A 20,785-nucleotide genomic window follows, 5' to 3' on the forward strand; every position below is an offset into this window, starting at 1 on the left:
AGGCACCGCCGGTGGCCCCGATGCCGGCCCTACCCACGAGTCATGCAATCGATGAGCGCTGAAGCCAACGCCCTGCCCCCGCGTGAAGTAATGGAGTTCGACGTGGTGATCGTCGGCGCCGGCCCCGCCGGCCTGGCCACCGCGATCCGCCTGCGCCAGCGCGCGATCGAAGCCGGCCGCGACCTGTCGGTGTGCGTGCTGGAGAAGGGCTCCGAACCGGGCGCGCACGTCCTTTCCGGCGCCGTGATGGATCCGCGCGCACTGACCGAACTGTTCCCGGACTGGGCCGAGCGCGGCGCACCGCTGAAGCAGAAGGTCACCCGCGACGAATTCCTGTTCCTCAGCGAAACCGGCGCACGCAGCACGCCCAATGCGCTGCTGCCGGAGTGCTTCCACAACGAAGGCAACTACATCATCAGCCTGGGTGAAGTGACCCGCTGGCTGGCGCAGCAGGCCGAAGCGCTGGAAGTGGCGATCTTCCCCGGCTTCGCCGCAGCCGAGGTGCTGTACGGCGACAACGGTGAAGTGATCGGCGTGGCCACCGGCGACATGGGCATCGAGAAGGACGGCAGCATCGGCCCGGCCTTCGAACGGGGCATGGCGCTGCAGGCCAAGTACACGATCTTCGCCGAAGGCGCACGCGGGCACCTCGGCCGCCAGCTGATCGCGCGCTACAAGCTTGATGAAGGCAAGGACCCGCAGGCCTACGGCATCGGCATCAAGGAACTGTGGCAGATCGACCCGGCCAAGCATGAGCCGGGCCTGGTGGTGCACGCCGCCGGCTGGCCGCTGGACAGCGACACCTACGGTGGTGCGTTCCTGTACCACGCCGACGGCGGCAAGGTCGCCATCGGTTATGTGGTTGGCCTGGACTACAGGAACCCGTGGCTGAGCCCGTTCGAAGAGTTCCAGCGCTTCAAGACCCATCCGTCCATCCGCAAGCACCTGGAGGGTGGCACCCGCATCGGTTACGGCGCGCGTGCGATCACCGCCGGCGGCCTGCTGTCGCTGCCCAAGACCGTGTTCCCGGGTGGCGCGCTGGTCGGCTGCGAGGCCGGCTACCTCAACGCCAGCCGCATCAAGGGCAGCCATGCCGCGATCAAGACCGGCATGCTGTGCGCCGATGCCGCGTTCGACGCGCTGGCCGCCGACCGCCAGCACGATGAACTGAGCGCCTACCCGAAGGCGTTCGAAGCCAGCTGGCTGTTCACCGAACTGCAGCAGGCCAAGAACTTCAAGCAGTGGTTCAAGAAGGGCCAGACCGTGGCCACGCTGATGACCGGCGTGGAGCAGTGGCTGCTGCCGAAGCTGGGCGTGCGCAATCCGCCGTGGACCCTGCACCGCACGCAGCCGGATCACGTCTGCCTGGAGCCGGCGGCCAAGCACACCCGCATCGCCTACCCGAAGCCGGATGGCGTGCTGACCTTCGACCGTCTCAGCTCGGTGTTCCTCAGCAGCACCAACCACGACGAGAACCAGCCCAGCCACCTGACGCTGAAGGACCCCAGCATTCCGGTGAAGGTGAACCTGGCCGAGTACGCCGGCCCGGAAGCCCGCTACTGCCCGGCGGGTGTGTACGAGTTCGTCGGTGAAGCCGATAACGCGCGCCTGCAGATCAACGCGCAGAACTGCGTGCACTGCAAGACCTGCGACATCAAGGACCCGACCCAGAACATCGTCTGGGTGACCCCGCAGGGCGGTGGCGGCCCGAACTATTCGGGCATGTGATTGCTCCGGGCTGCGACCGCGTGTCGCAGCCCACCTGCCCCGCTGCGTCGCTATCCTGCCCGCCCATGCGTGCTTTCCGCCTGCTCATCACCATTGCTTTGACCCTGGCGGCCACGGCCTGCCAGCGCCCGCCTGCGGCACCGGCCACGCCGGAACAGGCGCAGCAGCAGGCCATGCAGCGCGCGTTCGAGCTGTGCGCCGGCTGCCACACCGTGCAACCTGGTGGCATCCACCGCTTCGGACCCAATCTGCACGGCGTGATCGGCCGCCGCGCTGGCAGCCTGCCGGACTATGGCTATTCCGACGGCATGCGCCGCGCCGATATCACCTGGACCGCGCAGACCCTGGATGCGTTCCTGCAGTCGCCCACCCACATGGTACCCGGCACGCGCATGTACAACGCCTTCCCCAGCGCCGAACGCCGCGCACTGGTGATCGCCTACCTGCAGCAGCAGTCGGCTCAGTGAGCCAGGCGCTGCAGCTGTCGCTGCAGCCGTGCCACAAATTCCGCCACCGCCGCGAACAACGGCGCCACATCGGCTTCCGCCGCATCCTGCAGACGCTCCACCAACGCATTGGCCTGCCCGGCCAGCACTGTCGCTCCCACCGCGCCCAACCCACCGGCCTGACGATGCAGGTGCAGTGCGGCCGCCTCGCGATCTCCAGCCTGCAGCGCGCGCTGCACGGCGGCAAGATCGCCCTCGCTGGCCTGCAACAGGCTGTCGCGCAGCTGCTCGGCCACCGCACGTGAGCCGAAGCGCCGCTGCAGGCTGTCCAGATCGGGCAGCGTCCCAGCATCGTCGGCGGCGGACCCGGCCTGCGGCTCCTCGAACGACTGTCCCTGCGCCTGCGGCAACCAGCGCAGCAGTGCGGTGCGCAGCGTGGCCAGTGACAGCGGCTTGGCCAGCACTTCGTCCATGCCGGCCTCGCGGCAGCGCCGTGCATCGTCATCCAGCACGCTGGCGGTCAGCGCCAGCACGGTCAGCCGCGGCTGGCCGTTGCGGCCCTCGCGTTCGCGCAGCAGGCGGGTGAAACCGAAGCCATCGAGCACCGGCATCCGGCAGTCGGTGATCACCAGATCGAAACTCTCCGACGACAGCCGATCCAAGCCCTGCTGGCCGTCACCGACCATCACATGTGGCACCCCCAGCTGCTGCAGTCGCCAGGCCATCATCGCCTGGTTGGTCGGGTGGTCTTCGATCACCAGCACCCGCGCCTGGCGCAGCGCCGGCGGCAGCAGCGAGGCCTGTTCCTGCTCGGCGACCAGCGCTTCCACATCACCGCTGCCGGCTTCCACCAGCGACAGCCGCACCTCGGCGCGGGTTCCTTCGCCCAGCGTGCTGTGCAGCTCCAGCTCGCCGTCCATCATCTGCACCAGGCGCTGGCAGATGCTCAGGCCCAGGCCGGTACCCCCATGGTCGCGCTGGATGTAGGCACCAGCCTGGGTAAACGGCGCAAACAGGTGCTGCAGCTGTTCCGGCGCGATGCCGATACCGGTGTCGGTGACGCTCAGGCACAGCGGCTGGCTGCCGTCTTCGGCGGTCGGCCCCAGCACGTCCAGCTGCAGCCGCACTTCGCCGCGCACGGTGAACTTGATGGCGTTGCTGAGCAGGTTGAACACGATCTGGCGCAGGCGCACGCCATCCACTTCGTGCGCGGCCGCCAGCTGCGGGTCGATCTGCACGTGCAGGTCCAGCCCACGTGCACTGGCCTGCGCCGACAACAACCGGCACACGCTTTCCAGCAATGGCCGCAGCGGCTGCGGCACCGGTTCCAGGCGCAGCGCGCCGGCCTCCAGCCGCGAGTAGTCAAGAATATCGTCGAGGATCTGCCGCAGCATCTGCGCCGAATCCTCGATCACCCCGAGGATGCGCTGCTGCTCGGCATCCAGCGGCGAATGCGCCAGCACTTCCAGCATGCCCAGCACGCCACTCATCGGCGTTCGGATTTCATGGCTCATGGTCGCCAGGAAACGCGACTTCGCCTCCGCCGCCTGTTCGGCGTCAGCCTTGGCCGCAGTCAGGGCCTCGGCCTGTGCACGCGCCTCGCTGACATCCACCCAGTATCCACTCCAGGTGACCACGCCCGCTTCCGCCGCATAGGGATGGGCCTGGCTGCGCACCCAGCGCGCGCCGGTGCCTTCAGGTCGCAGCCGGAACTCGAGAACAAGCGGTGCGAACTGGCGCGCCGCCTGCTCGACCGCATGCAGGATGTGCTCGCGGTCGTCTTCCTCGATGCGCTCCAGCAGGCACATTGCATCCTGTTCGGCCTGCTGCCGGCTGATCCCGAACAACGCCTGCAGGTCACCGGCAATGAACGGGAAGCTGAGGGTTCCGTCTGCCGCGCGGCGAGCCTGATAGACCACGGCGGGCAGGTTGTCGGTGACTTCGGCCAGGCGCTGTTCCAGGTGACGCCGTCCGGCCACCTCGCGGCGCAGCCGCCAATGCCCGATGGCGTGCACCAGCAGCGCGGTGAGCAGCACCAGCAGCAGCGGCACGCCCCAGCGCATCGCGCTGTTCCAGTCCAGGCCGTTGCGGTACTCGACGGCCAGCCAGTCCCCGCGCAGGGCCTCGCGCTTGCGCGGCGTCATCTGCAGCAGCAGGCGGTCGAAGGTGGTGGCCAGGGCGGCATGGCGGCGCTCAACCGCCAGCACCAGCTGATCGTTGAAACCTGCCGGTGCCGCCACCTGCAGGCGCCCCGGGAAGCGGTTGCGCAGCAGATGGTCAACCAGTGCCAGGTTGCCTACGTAGGCATCGGCGTCGCCATTGATCAGGCGCTGCAGGGCCTGTTCCGCGCTGCGTGCCGCGATGATCCGCGCCTGCGGCGCCTGCTGCAGCACATAGCCACGCACACGTTCCGGATCGGACAGCAGCACCCGCTTGCCCTGCAGGTCGGACAGGCCCAGCAACGCCGGGCTGTCACGCCGGCTGACGATCACGTTCGGCACGCTGATGAAGGGCTGGCTGAACACCCAGTCCGGGCCCAGGTAGCGAGAATCGGCAGGAATGCCCATCACTGCCTGCAGCTCGCCGCGGCGCGCCTTCTCGCGTACCTCGTACCAGTCGTGGCTGTTTTCCACCTGCAGGTTGGCGCCAGCCTGCAGCAGGCGCCGCAGGTATTCGCTGGCCAGGCCACTGGGGTTGCCATCCTGGTCCGCGAACGACAGCGGCGCCGCGTTCGGCGCGAAGCCGATCTTCAACGGCTGCTCCAATACCCGTTTCTCGGCCTGGCTCAACGCCAGCTGTGCCGATGCCGACCACTGCGGAGGTGGCAGCCAGCGCTGCACCAGCGCATCGCGCTGGGCCTGGCTGGTCGCAGCCAGTGCCAGGTCCAATGCTTCGGCCAACGGCTGCTTGCTGTTGGGAACACCGAAGTGCAGCCGTTCGGGCGGCAGATCGCTGGGACGCAGCAGCACGACCCCCTGCAGGTCCTCGCGTGCGATCAGTTCGGTGGCCACGTAGGCATTGCCGATGTAAACGTCTGCCTTGTCGTCTCTGACCATCTCCAGCGCCGCCAACGAGCTGTTTGCGACAAGCTGTCGTGCCCGGGGAAAGCGCGCCCGCACCTGCGGGCCGGTCAGGAAGTCCTGCTCGATCACCACCCGCAGTCCATCCAGGTCGGGGATGTCGGAGGCACGCAGGTCATCCGGGCGTCCCACCAGGGCCAGCGGTGCCTCGCCATAGGCGGCGGTATAGACCATGCAGCGGGTGCGGTCGGCACTGAGACCGACATTCATCACTACATCGATCTCGCCACGACATGCCGCATCCAGCACGGATGTCCAGTCGGGATAGCGCCGTGCCTCCACCTTCACGCCCAGCTGACGGGCGAGAAGCGACAGATAATCCGGGCCCAGGCCGACCTGCTGGCCATCACGGAGGGACTCGAACGGCGGCCAGCCACTGTCATACTGGCCCACGACGATGCTCGGATGCGCGGCAAGGTACTCGCGCTGCAGCGGGCTGAGCGGCAACAGCCCAGGCACCGCCTGTGCCAGCGCCGCAGGCAGCACCAGCACGGCCAGCAGCAGGACCAGCCCGCGAACAGCCCAGCTACGCATCGGCGTTGATCTCCTAGAATCTGCCAGGAACCGCGATGGTCGCGGTCCGGCGTGCCCGGTGGCCATACTAGAGCATGAGCTTGCGCATCATCATCGCAGACGACCACCCGGTGGTCCGTATCGGTACCCGTGCCGTCATCGAATCGAGCGGGGTGGGCCGCGTGGTCGGCGAAGCCGACAGCGCGCAGGCGCTGATGGCCCTGCTCGGCAGCCAACCCTGTGACCTGCTGGTCACCGACTACTCCATGCCGGGCAGTCCCCAGGCCGACGGCTTCGCCATGATCGGCATGATCCGCCGCCGTCATCCCGACCTGCCGGTGCTGATGCTCAGTGTCTCCAACAACCTGGCGATCCTGCGCATGGTGCTCGACAGCGGCGTGCTCGGCCTGGTCGACAAGAGTTCGTCGATGGACGAACTGCCACAGGCCATCCAGGCGGTCTACCGGGGCCAGCCCTACATCAGCCGCAGCCTGCGCGAGCGGGTCGAGGCCGCTGGCAGCTGGCGCATGCGCGAGGGCGACGGCAAGCCACTGTCGCCACGCGAGGTGGAGGTGCTGCGGCTGCTGGGCACCGGCATGACCGTGAAGGAAATCTCGCTGCAGCTGCACAAGAGCGTCAGTACCATCAGCCGGCAGAAGGGTGACGCCATGCTCAAACTGGGCCTCAAGGGCGACGCCGAGCTGTTCGATTACCTGCGCGACGGCAAGATCTGAGAGCCAGATCACACAAGAAGGGCAGCTGCCACCGCCCTCTTTGACCGGCCGCCGATCTGTGCCAAGATGGTACGGCATGAGTTCTCAATGCGAGGTCGAAGGAATCGACCGGCTCATGTCCTCGCTCCCGTCCCTGGTGGACGTGGCGCGGTTTCCTGCCGGCCGTCTGGCCCGGCAACGCTGACCATGGAGAGGCGCATGCATCATCCCCCCAAGCTACGTTGGACCCTGCCGTTGCGGCCTCTGCGCGCATTCGCGGCGTGCCTGCTCGTCTCTCTTTCCGCTGCCGCCTGCAGCGCCGCCGATCCGGCCCCCTCGTCCTCCCAGCCCGGCGCCCCTGCGCAGGCTGCCAATGCGCCCCGACAGGATGTTGCCCCGATGCAGACCCCCACCCCCGATGCCGCCGCCACCCCGCCCGACGCGCCGACCGTGATGTATTTCACCTACCAGGTGGACGGCGATGGCGCGACCTCCTATGAGGTCCAGAACGGCAGCGTGGCGACCTTCTGGTTCGGCCACACCTTCACTCTCGATGGCACCACGTACTACACGGGTTTCTCCTGGGATACCCGCGAGCACTACGGCAAGCCGGGCGAGCAGACGCCGGCCGGTCCGGATGACCGCGCCAACCTTGCCGAGGCCACCTTCGTGCTGGCCGGCACCGACGCCAGGAAGCCATGGAAGTTCCGTGGCCAGGAATGGACCATCGGCGCACTGGGCGCGTACGACAAGGCCGACGATGTCGATACCCGGCGCAAGCCGCTTGAACATCGCACGGCCGATGGTCGCCTGCTGCTGGCGGTGCCGACCAGCAGCTTCGACCGCGGCATCAGCAGCACCGGCTATGCGCTGCTGCTGTTCAACCCCAGGCGCAGCGAAGACGACGTGGACAGCAAGGTCTGGCGCTATGTCGGTTCAGTGCGCACGGGTGAGGACAACAGCGCCGCCTGCGACGACGGCAACGTGATGCCCTGCACCGACAGCGATGGCGAACTGGCCTTCGCTGCCGACGGCAACGGCCTGCCGCGACTGACCGTGACCTTCAAGGGCACCACCATCGAAGGCCCCGGCAAGACCCGCGCACTGGGTGCCGGCGACGCCGTGCACTACACCTTCGACAGCGCGACCCAGCAGTACGTCGCGCCCTGATAGCACCCGCCACGCGCGGGTTCCCTGTTGACCGACATGTTCTTGACTCACGGATGAGTCCGGTTGGCGATTCGCGGCACGCGCCGCTCCATCAACCCCGAGGAAAACGTCATGGCACAGCATGACTACAGCAGAAAGGAAGTCCTGGACATCGTCGAGCAGGTCGCCAGGCAGAAGGGCATCCCTGTGGATGACTTCATGCGCTTCGCGCACATCGAGACCGGCGGCACCTTCAACGAGCGCGCCCACAACACCTCATCCGGCGCCAAGGGCCTGTTCCAGTTCGTGCCCGGCTCCGCGCGCCAGTACCACCTGACCGGCCACGAGTTCGACCCCACCCGCAACACCGAAGCGGCCGCACAGATGTACCAGGACAACCTGGACTCGATGGCGCGCCGCAACGAGCGCACCGGCAACCCGTACCTGTCCGGGGGCAACACGCCCACCGGACTGGACCTGTACCTGGCCCACCAGCAGGGCAGCGCCGGCTATGGCTCGGTACAGACCGCGATTGCCACCGGCACCTTCGGCGTGGTCCGCAACAGCCACGGCGAAGAAATCAACATGCGCCGCAACGTGCTGAACCAGATCGGCTCCGACGCGAAGGCGCTGACCGGCCACACCCTGGCCGAGATGCGCGGGATGAACGACGGCGACCTGGCGCGGACGTTCTCCAGCTATTACATCCACAAGTACGCAGCGATCAGCATTCCGGAAAAGAACATCGAACCGCAGGCGGTAGTGCAGGGCCAGGGCCAGACCCCGGCAGCACCTGCGCAGGCCAGCGCAGCCGTGGCGGCGGGTGCAGCCACGCTGGCGGCAACCGCAACGGCAGCTGCCACACCGAAGCCAGGCATTGAACTGCAGGCCGCCTACGAGGCCGGCGTGAAGTACGACGACGTCAAGTACGCCATCAACATTCCGGGCCACGCGCTGTACGTACCGGGCAAGACCGGCAAGAACGTGGAGCAGGGTTACATCGACTGTTCCGGCTGGGTCGGCACGCTGCAGAACCGGACCATGGACGAGATCAACCAGAAGGCCGGGCACGCGGTGTTCAGCAAGGCTGATCGCATCGACCTGGGCAACCTCGGTTCCGGTGGGATCGTGCGCAAGGCGTTCGACCAGTCCGGCGTGCTGCTGGACCGCGACGCGATCCTGAAGCCCGATGCGCTGAAGGAAGGCATGATCATCGGCCTGGATACGGCCAGGACCCGCCATGAGCACTGGAACGGCATCGACCACATCGTGATGGTGGTGCGCGACCCCAACACCGACAAGCTGCTGATCAGCCAGTCCACCGGCAGCAAGGGCGTGCACACCATGCCGGTCGAGGACTACCTCAAGCAGGTGAAGGACCACCCGAACTGGAAGCTGTACGCCTCCGATCCGCTGTCCAAGGCGCGCGACCTGCTGGAAAACCGCACCCAGTCGCACGAGCAGACCCAGGGCAAGCCTGCGGCCGAGCACAAGGCCGCTGCCACGCCGCACGCCGAACTGTACAAGCAGGGCGCGCACAGCGAGGGCGTGCGCAAGGTGCAGGAGCAGCTGGGCCACCTGGGCTACGTCGGCGCCGACGGCAAGCCGCTGGTCGAAGATGGCCGCTTCGGCCGCAACACCGACGCGGCAGTGCGCCAGCTGCAGAAGGACAACGGCCTGGTGGTCGACGGCATTGTCGGGGCGAAGACCCTGGAGGCAATCAAGGACGCACGCGAACGGCCGTTGCTGAACGACGAGCGGCACCCGCGCAATCCGTTGTTCATCCAGGCCAGCAAGGGGCTGGAACTGCTGCCGGCCGGGACCTTCAAGGACCGCCACGCGCTGGAAAGCGCTGCTGCGGCATTGACCAGGGAGGCGCATGCCGCCGGCCTGCAGCGCATCGACTCGGTGGTGCCCAGCCCGAACGGTGAGCGCCTGTTCGCCGTGCAGGGCACCATCGGCGACCCGGCCGCCAGCCGCGTGGCGGTGGAGACCCGTGCCGCCAGCGAGCAGAGCCTGGCACTCAGCAGCGGTGCCGTGCAGGGCGCGCCGAACGTGCTGCACCAGCAGCAGGAGACGCAGCAGGAGCAGGCCCGGCAGGCGCAGAAGGCGATGGGCGTCTAGGCCCGCGGCGCCTTGGGAGAGAAGGGAGGGCCACGTTCGCGTGGCCTTTTCCCTTTCTGCCAGCTGAGCGGCCGGGGCCGCTTTCAGCCTTGCTTCATGCCGCCTGCCGCTAGATGAATGCGCAAGCCGCACGGTGGACCAGGCAATGTTCCGGCAATGTTGGAACGCCAGCGTGGACATCACGGCAGCCGGGGCGCCCCGCGCCCTCCCTGCCCAGCGTGGCAAGCACCTCACAGGAGAACGAACATGCTCAGTACTTCCGCACTCAGCTTCCGCGGTCTGGCGATGGCCCTGGCACTGGTGGCCGGTGTGGCCGTGGTCAGCGATGCCAGCGCGATGTCGAGGAAGGACAAGCGCACCCTGGTCGGCGCCGTGGTCGGTGGCGTGGCCGGCAACCTGCTCTCCAACGGTGATCCCGCTGCCACTGTCGGCGGTGCCGTGGCTGGCGGCGCGATCGGCAACCTGACCACCTCCGACCGCCGCGACCGCCGTTACTACGACAATCGCCGTTACGACGACCGCTACGATCGCCGTTACGACCGTGGCTACTACCGCAGCGGCTACTACGACCGCGGTGATGACCGTCGCTGGCAGCGCGAGCGCTACTACGACAACCGCTACTACCACGACCGCGGTCGCCATCGCGGCTGGTAAGCAGCGCGGCATCTCCCATGCCGATGCACGGACGGGCGGGTCGATGACCCGCCCGTTTGCGTTGGCCGCGTGCATGGCGTTGAATGCGCAGCCTTGGATGTGACTTTCCCCATTGGGGCTGCGGCATGACTTCTTCTTCCCACCGGGTGCAGGGCCTCAACAACGACGAGGTCGCTGCCGACTGGCCGCCGATCAGCACCGCAGACCTCGCGTGGCTGCGCCAGCGCTTTCCGCAGCTGGATGCGGGCAGCCAGCCGCACTGGCACAGTCCTCGACCGTTGTCGGCCGCCGCCATCGTCAATGGCACGCGCGGACCGGTGTTCATCAAGCGCCACCACCACAGCGTTCGCAGCGCCGCCTGCCTGGAAGAAGAACACCACTTCATCGCCCATCTCGCTGCCGCCGGCGTACCGGTGGTGCAGGTGCTGGCGGCAACCGATGGCCACACCGCAGTAGAGCACGGCGAATGGACCTTCGAACTGCATGCCGTGGGCGTGGGCGAGGACCTGTACCGCGATGCCGTGTCGTGGTCGTTGCTGACCGATGTCGCGCAGGCCGGCGAAGCCGGGCGTGCACTCGCACAGCTGCACCGCGCTGCGGCCAGCTACCACGCAGCGCAGCGCAGCACCCATGTGCTGGTCGCGCGCGACGATCTGATCCGCGCCGACGATCCGATCGCGGCCATCAAGGCGGGGCTGCACAAGCGCCCCGGGCTGGCCCGCTATCTCGCGCGCATTCCCTGGGAAGCGCAGCTGCAGCGCGACGTGCTGCCTTGGCACACGGGCCTGGCCGAACGCCTGCGCGACGAGCCACGGCTGTGGGCGCACAACGACTGGCATGTCTCCAACCTGCTGTGGCGCGACGGGCAGGTCAGCACCGTGCTGGATTTCGGTTTGGCCTCCCCCACCAGCGCACTGTTCGACCTCGCCACCGCCATCGAGCGCAACGCGGTGGCGTGGCTGGAACTGGAGCGCGGCATGGAGGCGGTGCGCATCGATATCGCACTGGCCCTGCTCGACGGCTACCGCCAGCTGCTGCCGTTGTCGGCGGCACGCGTGCACCTGCTGGCCGACCTGCTGCCGATGGTCCATTTCGACTTCGCACTGTCCGAAGTGGAGTACTTCGAAGGCATCACTGGCTCCACCGCAAACGCGGATGTGGCGTGGCAGCCGTTCATGCTGGGGCATCCGGCGTGGTTCCACAGCGCGCCGGGACAGGCACTGCTGCAGGCGTTGCACGCGGCAGCCTGAAGGGCACCGGCTCGCAAATCCGTACCATTTGTAGTGAAATGGTCACCTGAAGCGGGGGTGCCTGGATCTGCCAGGCTGAGAGAGTCCCTTGGAACCTGATCCGGTTTGCACCGGCGTAGGGAGCTTTGAGCCGCAGCCACACCCCCGTCATGGGCCGGTGCACCTGCGCGCCGTCGCTTCGTCTCCCTTGTTGTCCGAAGACGAACCGAATGAACCGCTGCCTGCGCCCCACCCTGCTCTCCCTCGCCCTCTGCGCCGCCTTGCCGCTGCATGCCAGCGAGGCCGACGCTGCCACCGATGCGGCTGCCACCGGCGCCGAGCGCTCGCCCACCGAACTGGCGGCAGTGCGCGTGCAGGCCGGCAAACCCAAGGCCGATACCTCACGCGTGAACGCCTTCGGTGGTGGGTCCTGGAAGGACACCCCGGCCTCGGTGAACGTGCTCGAGCGCGACTACCTCGACCGCCGCCAGGTGCGTTCGCTGTCCGAGCTGGCCAGCAACGATGCCTCGCTGGGTGATGCGTATGCGCCGGTGGGCTACTACCAGAACGTCGCCATCCGCGGCTTTGCGCTGGATGCCGCCACCGGCTACCGCTTCAACGGCCTGTCCATCGTCGGCGAACAGCGCCTGGCGCTGGAGAACGTGCAGTCGGTTGAGATCCTCAAGGGTGAAGCCGGCCTGGCCGCGGGTGTGATGGCGCCCGGCGGCATCATCAACTACATCGGCAAGCGCCCGGCCGAAGTGCGCACCGCCACGCTCGGTACCGACTCGGAAGGCTCGCGCTACGTCGCCGTCGATGTCGGCCACTGGATCACCCCGCGCTTCGGCCTGCGCCTGAATGCCGCATGGGATGCCAGCAATTCCTACGTCGAGCACGCCGATGGCCGTCGCAACTTCTACTCGCTGGCCGCCGACTGGCTGATTGGCGAACGCGGCAAGCTGGAAGTGGATGCCAACTACCAGACCAGCTCGCAGCGTTCGGTGTCCGGCTACCAGCTGCTGGGCGCGCGTGACCTGCCGCGCGGCGTCGACCGCGAGCACCTGCTCGGCTACCAGCCGTGGCAGCGCCCGGTGGATATCGCCAGCACCAACATCACCGCCCTGCACACCTACGACTTCAACGATGCCTGGCAGTCGCGCGTCTCGGTCGGCCACAGCCGCTCGGTGATCGATGACAACGTCGCCTTCGCCTACGGCTGCTACTACGCCACGCAATGCGCCGATGGCAGCGTGCCGGGCAACTACTTCGCGCCCAATGGCGACTACGACGTGTACGACTACCGCAGCCCGGACGACACCCGCCGCAACCAGCAGGCACGTGCCGAGCTGCGTGGCCGCTTCGAGACCGGCAGCGTCGGCCATGAGTTGACCATCGGTGCCGACTACTTCCGCCGCACCGTGGACAAGCGCCCGAGCGTCAACGAGTACGTCGGCACCAGCAACATCCACGACGCACAGGTGCCGGTGTTCGCGCCGTCGCCGAAGATGCCAGGGCCGTCCGCACGACGCCTGGACAGCCGCCAGACCGCGTTCTTCGCGCTGGACCGGATGAGCTTCGGTGATGACTGGCAGTGGCTGGCCGGCGGCCGCTTCGTGCGCCTGGACGAGCGTGCCTACGACAAGCGTGGCACCCCGCAGCGGCACAGCCGCCTGTCGCGTTTCCTGCCGCAGACCGCCGTGGTGTGGAAGGCTACCGACCAGCTCAACGCCTATGCCAGCTACGTGCGCGGCATCTCGCTGGGCCAGGAAGCGCCCTTCTGGACCAGCAACGCCGACACCTTCCTGCCGTCGGTGCAGTCGCGGCAGCTGGAAGTGGGCGTGAAGTACGTGCCGGTCGAAGCGCTGACGCTGGGCGCAGCCGTGTTCCGCATTTCGCAGCCGTACCAGTACGCCAGGCCGGACAACAGCGACGTCGGCTACACCTTCGTCGAGGAAGGCACGCAGACCCACACCGGCCTGGAGCTGACCGCCAACGGCCAGCTGACCGATGCGCTGCAGATCGTGGCCAGCGCCAGCGTGCTGCAGGCGCGCGCGCGCGACACCGGCACCCCGGCCTATGAAGGCCATCAGCTGGTGAACGTGCCGAAGGTGCGCGCCAGCGTGCACGTGGCCTATGCGCTGCCGTTCGTGCAGGGCCTGGATGTGACCGGCGGCTGGCGCTATGCCGGTGCCAACGTTGCCCGCGCCGACGGTGGCGTGCGCGCACCTGACTACTCGGTGTTCGACGCTGGCCTGCGTTTCCAGCATCGCCTGCACGAGCGCGCGGTGACCTGGAACCTGTCGGTGGACAACGTGTTCAACCGCGTCTACTGGCGCGATACCGGTAGCAGCGGCGGTGACTACTACCTGTTCCCCGGCGCACCGCGACAGGCCCGCCTGTCGGTGACGTTCGCGCTGTGAGCGGCGTCATGCTCGAGTGGACCGCCGCGCTGTGCAGCATCCTCGGCGTCTGGCTGATGGCCAAGCGCCGGCTGGTAGCGTGGCCGGTCGGCCTGCTGTCGGTGACGCTGTACGGGCTGGTCTTCGCCGAGGCCAAGCTGTACTCGGACACCCTGCTGCAGGTCGCCTTCGGTGGCTTCCTGGTCTACGGCTGGCTCAACTGGCGGCAGCACGCCGCCGACGAGGGCAGCGTCCGCATCGTGCCGCTGGCGCGCGGCAAGCTGCTGCGCGACCTGGCCATCGGCCTGTGCGGCGGCGTGGCGCTGGGTGCGGCCATGCACACCTTCACCGATGCCGCGCTGCCGTGGCTGGACGCGATGCTGACCGCGCTGAGCCTGGTCGGCCAGTGGTGGCAGGCGCGCCGCCACGTGGCCTGCTGGTGGGTGTGGATCGCGGTGGACGTGGTGTACGTGGGTGCCTACCTGTTCAAGTCGCTGCACGTGACCGCAGCGCTGTACGTGTTCTTCCTCGGCCTGGCCGTGTTCGGCCTGCGCGCATGGAGCGCGGCAGCCCGTGAACCACAGGTAGCAACGCAGTAGCGCCACGCCATGCGTGGCCGGGGTTTACCGGTTGTCGCCAACCTTGGTTGGCACACGCCTGCCGACCAAGGTCGGCATCTACCAGGCCCATCCACGCATGGCGTGGATCTACTGCACCCGCAAGATCAGTAGCGCCACGCCATGCGTGGCTGGGGGCCTACCGGTAGTCGCCAACCTTGGTTGGCGTGCGCGTGCCGACCAAGGTCGGCATCTACCAGGCGCATCCACGCATGGCGTGGATCTACTGGGTAAGCAGCAGGCCCAGCCGCAGCGGCTGACGCATGTCGGCTGGTGGCGCGGCCTGCAACGGCGCGGACTGCAATGTCGCGCGCAGGTCGGCGTCGATCTGGGCGTCGCCCAGGCTGTCGAATTCGAGTTTCGAAATGCGGCCATCCGCCGCGATCCACACGCTCACCGGCAACGGCGTCGGTGCATCAGGGTGTGCCTGCAGCCATTCCAGCACGCGCTGCGCCTGCGGGTTCTGCTCCTGCTGCAGGCGCTGCTGCAACTGGCCGCCCACGGCGGCGGCATAGGCCATCCAGTGTGCGGGAGCCTCCTGCGCGGAAACGCTGGCACTACCAAGTGCGAGCGCACCGAACAATGCGGCCAACGGCCGCCACCAGCGGCGCACGCCGGTCCTGTTTCCTGCCATGGCCATCGCCCGTCTCCTGCGCCTCCATCCAACGTCTGATGGTCGGCGCGGTAGATGACAGGCAGATGGCGGTCGGCACTGCCCGGCGCGATCAATCGCCGAGGTCGGCCAGCACCTTGCGCGAGGGCGCGAAGAAGGTCACGCCGGTGGTGGCGGTGGAGAAGTCGAGGATGCGGTCATGCAGCGGCGCAGGATTGCCGATGAACATGCGCTCGAGCATCTTCTCGATCACCCACAGGCGGCGCGTGTAGCCGATGAAGTAGGTGCCGTACTCGCCGCGCCCCGGGTTGGCGAAGGGCATGTTGTCACGCAGGATCTCGTGCTCGCCGTCGGCATCCTCGATGGTGCACAGCGTCTTGTGCGATTTCTGCGCATCGGCCGGTGCATCGTCCAGCTCGATGTTGTCGTGCTTGGTGCGGCCGATGATCGCTTCCTGTGCCTCGGTCTTCTGCGCACGCCAGGCATCGAGGTTGTGCAGGTACTTCTGCACCACCACGTAGCTGCCACCGGCATGCGCCGGGTCTTCATCGCCCACGATGGTGGCTTCCGGCAGCGACAGCCCTTCCGGGTTGGCGGTGCCATCGACGAAGTCGAGCAGGTCGCGGCCGTCGAAGTAGCGGAAGCCGGCCACGTCATCGACCGTTTCCACCGCATCACCGAACGCCATCAGCAGGTTGCGCTCGAACGCCACGATCAGGTCCATGGTGCGCGCACGGATGTGGTACAGCAGGTCGCCCGGCGTGGACACCGCGGTGTGGGTCGCGCCCTTGATCTCGCGGAACGGCGCCAGCTCACGCGGCGGGGTGGTACCCACCAGCGGCTGCCACACGCGGTGGCCAATGGCCACGTTGCAGGTGAAGGTGCGCTCGATCTCGCGGATGGCGGTGTTCTTGATCAGGTCGTCGGTGCTGGCCAGCACCTCGCGCGCCTTGGCGATCGACGCCTCGTCATCCTTCACTTTCAGCACCAGGAACGCCGCCGAATGGGTGAGCGGCGCGGTGATCTGCTGCGGCTCGTTGTCGAGCGTGTGGTTGAGGGCGGTGATCGGTGCGGGCTGGGAGTTCACGGCGGTTCCTGCTGGCTTGAGGCGGGCGCATCGCGCGTGGCGATGTGCGGGCGATCATAACGGAACCGCCTGACCGGGGACGGAGCGGTTCTCGTTCCGTCCACCGGCGAAGGTACGAAGACCTCAATCCATATCACTCCAGACCGCCAGCTCGTAGCCATCCAGATCGCGGAAGTGGAAGCGACGGCCACCGGGGAAGGCGAACACCGCCTGCACCACCTCGCCACCGGCGGCGACCACGCGCTGCTGTGCATCCGCCAGGTCCGTGCAGTAGAGGATCACCAGCGGCCCCCCGTGGGCACGCACCGCCGCGTCGGCCACGAAGCCACCTTTCAGACGGCCGTCGTCGAACTCGGTGTAGGCCGGGCCATAGTCGGTGAAGCGCCAACCGAACACCTCGCCGTAGAAGCGCGTGCTACGGTCAATGTCGGCGACGTTGAATTCGATGTTATCGATGCGGCGTTCGGCATCGTGGGGCGCGGCAGGATTCATGGCGAGGCTCCGTGGTGGGAGCCCAGCATCGATCAATGCAGCACAGTGGTCTTGAACAAAACGGCCATCATTGTCCCCACTCCAGGCGCAGCTCGCTGGCGGTCATGCCCGCCAGTTCACGCGCCTCGCGGCTGAGATGGGCCTGGTCGGCATAGCCGGCATCAGCGGCCAGCATCGCCAACGAATGCAGTGGCAGCGCGCGGCTATGGCGAAGAAAGCGTTGCAGGCGCAGGATGCGCTCCAGCGTCTTGGCGCCGTAGCCGAACTGCGACTGGCTGAAACGCCGCAGGCTGCGCGGGCTCAGGCCCAAGTGCGCCGCCAGCGTATCCAGCGTGGCGTGACCCCCGGCGAGCGCCTGGAACAGGACATGTGCACGCTGCGCCGGGGTGTCGAGTGCGGCCGCGCCCATATGCTGCTGCAGGCAGTACGCCATCCGCTGCAGGCGCTGCGCAGGCGCGGTGTCACCGATGGAAGCCGCAGCTTTCTTCGCCCACGTGCCCTTCAGATCGGCCAGTGGCACCGCCTGGCCGATGATCTCGGCCAAGGGCAGGCCAAGCGCGGCCAATGCCTGGCCAGGTCGGAAGCGTGCCCCCAGTACCTGTGCACCGGGTGCCAGTGCCGGATGTGCAGCCACCCGATCCGGGCCGACCACGAACAGCCCGCCGTCGCGCCAGAGGATATCCACGCAGCCATCGGGCAATACGGTGATGTGCCCATCGGCATCGGCAGGGAGCTGGCTCTGCCACAGCTGGCCGAAGTGGCCGCGCAGCGGCGCAGGCGCCAGATGCTCCTGGTAGGTCGTGCCGGTGCCTGCAAGAGAGGAAGGGTCGCCCATGCCGCATTGTGGCGCCACGGGGCCCATAAAAGTGAAGCCCGGCGCGAGGCCGGGCTTCGGTTGGCGTGTGGGAGAGAGAGAGAGTCACACGCCAGCACAACACGCACTAACGACAGGCGTTTGTTACCAGGTGAAGCGCGGGCCCACGAACCACTCGCGGTCGCCGGCCTTGGCCAGCTTCACTTCGCCACTCAGGCCCCAGTTCTGGTTGAACTTGGCGGTGGCGCCGACACGGCCATAGAACTCGCCGTCCGGGTTGATGCCGTGCTTCTTGCTGAAATCTTCGTAGCCGGCCATCACGTAGCCTTCCACGTACGGGTTGAACGCGGTGCGCACGCCCACTTCGGTGGAGTAGCCGTTGAAGTCCAGGCCGCGCTTCTCGTCGTACTTCTGGTACGCAACACGGGCCACCAGGTCGGTGTTCGGTGCGATGCCGTAGTTGTAGCCGACACCCAGGCGCCACTGGTCGACGTCATTCTTGAACTTGTCGGTTTCCTGGGCGCTGTAGTCGCCAAAGACGTGGAAGTTCGGGTGCACCGCAACGGAACCCTTCACCTTCCAGCCATCGGCGTCGCCGCCCTTGGCATCGGTGTTCACGTAGCCGCCTTCAACGTAGTTGTACGACAGGCCATCGGTTGCCGATGCAGCGAACGGCAGAGCAGCCAGAAGACCCAGGGCAAGCAGCGAATTCTTGTTCATCGGGACACACCTTTAATTATTTTGGTTTCGTCGACCGCCTCCCGGGAGGGGGAGAGAGAGGAGGCGGTCGACAGGTGTGAATTATCCGTTAGGGGGTCTAATCAACCCTGAATATTGAACTGACTGGTGTATAAATAAGGCTGGCGTTCAGGGAACTCCGCATGGCATTGCTGTAGACGGGCAACCATAGGTTTGCGTTTTGGCTGAACCTATGGTTGCGCAAGGGCTGAGAACCTATGGTTGCAGTGACTTAGGGGCAGAGCTGACGTCCGCGGCTGATTGGCCCTCGACAACAGCCCAGGAGGCAAGCGCCGCCGTGACATCGGTCCAACCTTGTCGGTCCTTAACAAGTAAGGAGCCCCTTTAGGTGCCCTACGAGGGTTCGCGGGGAGTCGGACGAAGCATGCGGTTGGCCTTAGCGACTCAGGACTAGTAGTGGTCGACATCGCTAGAGTCTCGTCCGCTACGGGCCGTACGCTGACGCGCCTCGCTCCTCTTGAAGTTCACGGCTGCTTCATGCCAGAAGCTGACATCGCTAGGCTACCTCCGACGCTTCTCAGAGGCCTTAATATCAAGCCCGCCTTAACGCTGCATGCGGCTAAGACCGGCGGCACTCCATCTACTAAATGGGCCCTGCGTCGGGCCGGCATTGTGGAGCGCGTTGCCGAAGGGCTATGGAAGGTGCCGGACGACCTGGCCGAGCGTGGCCGCCAGTACGACGCGCAGCGCCTGGGCGGCGTGGCCGTGGAGCTGAAATCGCACTTGCCCATCGAGCGGCAGGCCCGCGTGATCGGGGCCACGTGGCTCGACCAGCAGTTGATCGGCGGCGGCTCGGGCCTGGGCGACCTAGGCTTTGGTGGCGAGGCCAGGCCATGCAACAGCGCGCCGACTTCCTGGCCGAACAGGCGCTGGCCGAGCGGCGCGGGCAGCGCGTGATCCTGGCGCGCAACCTGCTGGGCACGCTGCGCAACCGGGAACTGGCACAGGCCGCGAAGGACATTGCCGCTGAAACCGGCCTGGAGCATCGCCCGGTGGCCGACGGGCAGCGTGTGGCTGGCATCTACCGGCGCAGCGTCATGCTCGCCAGCGGGCGCTACGCGATGCTGGACGACGGCATGGGATTCAGGTTGGTGCCGTGGCGGCCGATGATCGAGCAGCGGCTGGGGCAGCATATCGCCGCCGTGGTGCGCGGTGGCGGCGTATCTTGGGAGCTTGGACGGCAGCGCGGGCCAAGTATTTCTTGAGACCCTTCATCTACTTGTCGAACGGCCGAGCGCCTTCATCAGCCCCGGCTTCTGGCTCGCAAAGGTGCCATAGAAGACCTCATTACCGATGAGCGTGATCGGAGCCACGCGCACGCCGGTTCGTGACTTGGCTTCCGCAGAAATCTTCGGGTCGGTCAGGTCGCGTTCTTCAAACACGATGCTCTGCTGGGACAGCCACTCCTTCAGCACCCGGCAGTCCGGGCAGGCTGGAGTGCTATAGATGATGATGCGCGGGGTGCTGGCTTGGTTCATGGTCGTGCCTTCACTTTCCCCGAGCGGCAAGCCAGCTCTTCATCATGGCGATCTCTCCTTCCTGCGCAGAGATAACCTCCTGAGCCAACTCGCGGACCTCCGGGTCCTTGCCGTACTGCAACGCCACCTTGGCCATGTCGATCGCGCCCTGGTGATGCGGGATCATGCCGCGCATAAAGTCCACATCGGCATCGCCGCTGAAGTCAATCATCATGTCGGCGTGCATGCGGTCATTGCCGGCACGGTAGGCGGTCGTCGAGGCGTCGCCCGAGCTGCCGGTCCCCGCCTGTTGGCCGCGTTCTCCAAGCCACTTATTCATCATGGCGATCTCGCCTTCCTGCGCAGAGATAACCTCCTCGGCCAACTTGCGGACCTCCGGGTCCTTGCCGTACTGCAACGCCACCTTGGCCATGTCGATCGCGCCCTGGTGGTGCGGGATCATGCCGCGCATGAAATCGACGTCGGCGTTTCCAGTGAACTGCGCTCCCATCCCCGCGTGCATCTGGTCGTTCACGGCGCGATACGCGGTCGTGGAAGGACTGTCATTGGCCGAGGCGCTGGAGGGCATCGCGTGCCCATGGTGACCTCCGCTCGCATTGGCCTGCATCACTTCACCCGACGGGACCACCTTCTTCTGAACGGCCCTCAGGCCGATGGCGACCACGACGGCGCCCGCAATGAACAACAGGCTGAACTTGTTGACTCTCATGAAAAACTCCTTGAATGAGGTTGATGGAGTCACTGTAGGGCCTCCCATTGTTGGAAGGTCAAGGCCCTCATTTCGCCGTTGATGCCGATGAAAACCCTCGGCGCAAGATCCAGTCCTTCACTTCCGCCGCCTACGACAACGCGCTGTCGAAGCTGCAGCGGTGGAGGCAGGTGATGTAGCG

Annotated in this window: 17 protein-coding genes, 1 pseudogene and 1 riboswitch; of the genes and pseudogenes, 10 read left to right on the forward strand and 8 right to left on the reverse strand. The window is 66.9% G+C overall.

Annotated features, from left to right (window positions below):
* Positions 1–51: 51 nt before the first annotated feature.
* Both ACMZ91_RS08520 and ACMZ91_RS08525 read left to right on the forward strand, forming a co-directional pair.
* A complete protein-coding gene (locus tag ACMZ91_RS08520) occupies positions 52–1,728 on the forward strand; it encodes an electron transfer flavoprotein-ubiquinone oxidoreductase (protein ID WP_049461849.1) in 1,677 nt (558 codons plus the stop codon).
* Between the two features lie 65 nt (positions 1,729–1,793).
* Complete coding sequence (locus ACMZ91_RS08525) at positions 1,794–2,195, forward strand: c-type cytochrome (protein WP_197616077.1); 402 nt, start codon at positions 1,794–1,796, stop codon at positions 2,193–2,195.
* Here ACMZ91_RS08525 and ACMZ91_RS08530 read toward each other — a convergent pair.
* Positions 2,189–5,788: an ATP-binding protein gene (locus tag ACMZ91_RS08530; RefSeq protein WP_253145705.1), complete on the reverse strand. Its 3,600-nt coding sequence runs from the start codon at positions 5,786–5,788 to the stop codon at positions 2,189–2,191. The genes ACMZ91_RS08525 and ACMZ91_RS08530 overlap by 7 nt on opposite strands.
* A gap of 74 nt (positions 5,789–5,862) precedes the next feature.
* Here ACMZ91_RS08530 and ACMZ91_RS08535 point away from each other — a divergent pair, with 74 nt between their 5' ends.
* The 7 genes from ACMZ91_RS08535 to pnuC all read left to right on the forward strand — a co-directional run bounded on the left by ACMZ91_RS08535 (position 5,863) and on the right by pnuC (position 14,634).
* Positions 5,863–6,501 (forward strand): response regulator, encoded by a 639-nt coding sequence (locus ACMZ91_RS08535; protein ID WP_032130138.1) that lies wholly within the window; start codon positions 5,863–5,865, stop codon positions 6,499–6,501.
* Between the two features lie 378 nt (positions 6,502–6,879).
* Positions 6,880–7,650 (forward strand): hypothetical protein, encoded by a 771-nt coding sequence (locus ACMZ91_RS08540; RefSeq protein WP_049398613.1) that lies wholly within the window; start codon positions 6,880–6,882, stop codon positions 7,648–7,650.
* Positions 7,651–7,761: 111 nt separating this feature from the next.
* On the forward strand, positions 7,762–9,753 hold the full coding sequence (locus ACMZ91_RS08545; RefSeq protein ID WP_414578343.1) for an XVIPCD domain-containing protein: 1,992 nt from the start codon (positions 7,762–7,764) through the stop codon (positions 9,751–9,753).
* Between the two features lie 246 nt (positions 9,754–9,999).
* Entirely contained in the window at positions 10,000–10,407 is a 408-nt protein-coding gene (locus tag ACMZ91_RS08550) for a glycine zipper 2TM domain-containing protein (protein ID WP_005411889.1), read from the forward strand.
* A gap of 125 nt (positions 10,408–10,532) precedes the next feature.
* Positions 10,533–11,657: a phosphotransferase enzyme family protein gene (locus ACMZ91_RS08555; protein WP_414578341.1), complete on the forward strand. Its 1,125-nt coding sequence runs from the start codon at positions 10,533–10,535 to the stop codon at positions 11,655–11,657.
* 43 nt (positions 11,658–11,700) lie between these two features.
* Positions 11,701–11,796, forward strand: a riboswitch (TPP riboswitch).
* 70 nt (positions 11,797–11,866) lie between these two features.
* The gene (locus ACMZ91_RS08560; RefSeq protein WP_414578339.1) at positions 11,867–14,056 is read left to right on the forward strand and encodes a TonB-dependent receptor; all 2,190 of its coding nucleotides are present in this window, start codon (positions 11,867–11,869) and stop codon (positions 14,054–14,056) included.
* A gap of 8 nt (positions 14,057–14,064) precedes the next feature.
* Positions 14,065–14,634: a nicotinamide riboside transporter PnuC gene (gene pnuC, locus ACMZ91_RS08565; RefSeq protein WP_012509709.1), complete on the forward strand. Its 570-nt coding sequence runs from the start codon at positions 14,065–14,067 to the stop codon at positions 14,632–14,634.
* Positions 14,635–14,875: 241 nt separating this feature from the next.
* Here pnuC and ACMZ91_RS08570 read toward each other — a convergent pair whose 3' ends face one another.
* From ACMZ91_RS08570 to ACMZ91_RS08590, 5 genes are all read right to left on the reverse strand, one after another.
* A complete protein-coding gene (locus tag ACMZ91_RS08570) occupies positions 14,876–15,292 on the reverse strand; it encodes a hypothetical protein (protein ID WP_049460947.1) in 417 nt (138 codons plus the stop codon).
* Positions 15,293–15,377: 85 nt separating this feature from the next.
* Entirely contained in the window at positions 15,378–16,352 is a 975-nt protein-coding gene (locus ACMZ91_RS08575) for a Dyp-type peroxidase (RefSeq protein ID WP_032130172.1), read from the reverse strand.
* A 123-nt stretch (positions 16,353–16,475) separates the two neighbouring features.
* Positions 16,476–16,844 (reverse strand): VOC family protein, encoded by a 369-nt coding sequence (locus ACMZ91_RS08580; protein ID WP_049460944.1) that lies wholly within the window; start codon positions 16,842–16,844, stop codon positions 16,476–16,478.
* Between the two features lie 67 nt (positions 16,845–16,911).
* A complete protein-coding gene (locus ACMZ91_RS08585) occupies positions 16,912–17,679 on the reverse strand; it encodes a helix-turn-helix transcriptional regulator (protein ID WP_049460942.1) in 768 nt (255 codons plus the stop codon).
* 123 nt (positions 17,680–17,802) lie between these two features.
* Positions 17,803–18,378, reverse strand: a complete 576-nt coding sequence (locus ACMZ91_RS08590; protein ID WP_043034956.1) for an OmpO family porin — start codon at positions 18,376–18,378, stop codon at positions 17,803–17,805.
* A 516-nt stretch (positions 18,379–18,894) separates the two neighbouring features.
* Here ACMZ91_RS08590 and ACMZ91_RS08595 point away from each other — a divergent pair.
* Positions 18,895–19,622, forward strand: a pseudogene (locus tag ACMZ91_RS08595) (DUF3363 domain-containing protein).
* 6 nt (positions 19,623–19,628) lie between these two features.
* Here ACMZ91_RS08595 and ACMZ91_RS08600 read toward each other — a convergent pair.
* The gene (locus ACMZ91_RS08600; RefSeq protein WP_008786730.1) at positions 19,629–19,895 is read right to left on the reverse strand and encodes a glutaredoxin family protein; all 267 of its coding nucleotides are present in this window, start codon (positions 19,893–19,895) and stop codon (positions 19,629–19,631) included.
* A 10-nt stretch (positions 19,896–19,905) separates the two neighbouring features.
* Entirely contained in the window at positions 19,906–20,604 is a 699-nt protein-coding gene (gene copM / locus ACMZ91_RS08605) for a CopM family metallochaperone (protein WP_071228802.1), read from the reverse strand.
* Positions 20,605–20,785 lie beyond the last annotated feature (181 nt).

Source organism: Stenotrophomonas sp. FR024, from assembly GCF_047500745.2.
Lineage (GTDB): Bacteria > Pseudomonadota > Gammaproteobacteria > Xanthomonadales > Xanthomonadaceae > Stenotrophomonas > Stenotrophomonas maltophilia_A.